The sequence below is a fragment of the Moorena producens 3L genome (assembly GCF_000211815.1).
Classification (GTDB): Bacteria; Cyanobacteriota; Cyanobacteriia; order Cyanobacteriales; family Coleofasciculaceae; genus Moorena; species Moorena producens.
Genome location: NZ_GL890892.1, coordinates 1 through 1819, shown reverse-complemented (window position 1 = coordinate 1819; position 1819 = coordinate 1). Strand labels below are relative to the sequence as shown.

General features: G+C 64.5%; 1 protein-coding gene. It reads right to left on the bottom strand.

Annotated elements, in window-relative coordinates; genetic code table 11:
- Positions 1-1819 (bottom strand): condensation domain-containing protein (locus tag LYNGBM3L_RS13075; RefSeq protein ID WP_008183689.1); only part of this gene is annotated, 1819 nt, incomplete at both ends.

Here is a 1819-nt window from a genome sequence, read left to right as displayed (position 1 = left end):
CCCGGCATGGGTCAGCTCCACGCCTTTCGGCCGGCCGGTAGAGCCTGACGTGTAGATGGCATAGACGGAGTCGCCGCCCTCGACTTTCAGGTTGGTGTCGTCGCCGCGTTCCCAGTCGAAGTCATCGACCGTGACGATCTCCGCATGGTGTGCCGGCATGTCTGTGCAAAACGACTGCTCGGTGACGAGCACCGGCGCGCGGCTGTCGTCCAGCATGTAGGCAACACGGTCGGCCGGGTAGTTCGGGTCGATCGGCACATAGGCCGCACCGGTCTTGAGCACGGCCAGCACGCTGACGGCCTGATGCAGACCGCGCCCGGTGCAGATACCGACGAGCGTTCCGGGCCGCGCGCCGGCGTCCTGCAGGCGGCGCGCAAGGCGGTTGGCTCGCGCATTGAGTTGCGCGTAACTGAGCTCCTGTTCGCCGTCGGCAACAGCAATGGCGCTGGCGGACTTGCGCGCCTGCGCCTCAGCGAGCTCGTGGACGCGCGCAGCAGGCAGCGCCTCGGGGGCCGGGTTGAAATGCTCCAGTACCCGTTCGCGACCGGCTGCGTCGAGCAACGGCAGCTCGCTGACCGGTCGCGCGGGATTGTCGGCAATTGCTTCGAGCAGGGTGCCGAGGTGCGTGAGCATGCGCTCGATGGTTTCTGCTTCGAACAGATCGGTGTTGTATTCGAACGAGGCGGTCAGGCCGTCTTCGAATTCCACCATGAACAACGACAGGTCGAACTTGGCGCTGCCGAGTTCGAAATCCAGGGGTGTCACCTCGGTGCCGTGGAACCGGATATCGTCGGAGAGGTTTTCCTGCAGCACGAACAATGTCTGAAACAGTGGTGGGTGGCTGACATCGCGCTCCGGCTGCAGTTCTTCGACGAGCTTCTCGAAGGGCAGTTCCTGATGGGCATAAGCGGCCAGTGCCGTCTCGCGCGCGCGGCGCATGACCTCGATGAAATCAGGATCGTCCGACAGGTCCGTTCGCAGCACGAGCGTGTTGACGAAAAAGCCGATGAGCCCCTCGATCTCGGAGCGCGTGCGGCCCGCAATCGGAGTGCCGACCACGATGTCGTCCTCGCTCGTGTAGCGGGCGAGCAGTACGTTGTATGCCGCCAGCAGCAGCATGAACAACGTGCATTCTTCCGCGCCGGCCAGCGCGCGCAGTCGGTCACCGAGTTCGACCGTATAGGTGCGGTTGATGTGTGCGCCGTTGAAGCTTTGCACCGGCGGCCTTGGCTTGTCCGTTGGCAATGCCAGCAGAGCCGGAGCGCCGTCGAGCTGTTCCTCCCAGTATCCCAGCTGCCGTCGCAGTTCGTGTCCGGCGAGCCAGCCCCGTTGCCAGACGGCATAGTCGGCGTACTGCACCGGGAGCGGCGGCAACTCGACCGCTGAGTCCGCGCAGTAACCCTCGTAAAGTGCAGCGAGTTCGCGCGCGAGTATGCCGAGCGACCAGCCGTCCGAGACGATGTGGTGCATAAGTAGCAGCAGGATGTTGCGGTCGTCTGCCGCACGCAGCAGGTGCACCCGCACCAGCGCATCGCCGGCAAGGTCGAACGGGGTTTGCACGAGTGCTTCCAGGGCGTGCTGCAGTTCCTCGTCGCTGGCGTCGGCGAGTGCACTCACCCGTACCGGAATGTCCGGCGCGTCGACGATGACCTGCACAGGACGCCCACCCGTTTCGGCGAAGGTTGTGCGCAGCGATTCGTGTCTGGCTACCAGGTCGTTTACCGCGGCCTGCAGCGCACCGATATCGATACGGCCGTCGAGGCGTAGCGCCAGCGGTACGTTGTAGGTGCTGCTGATGCCTTCGAGCTGATGCAGGAAC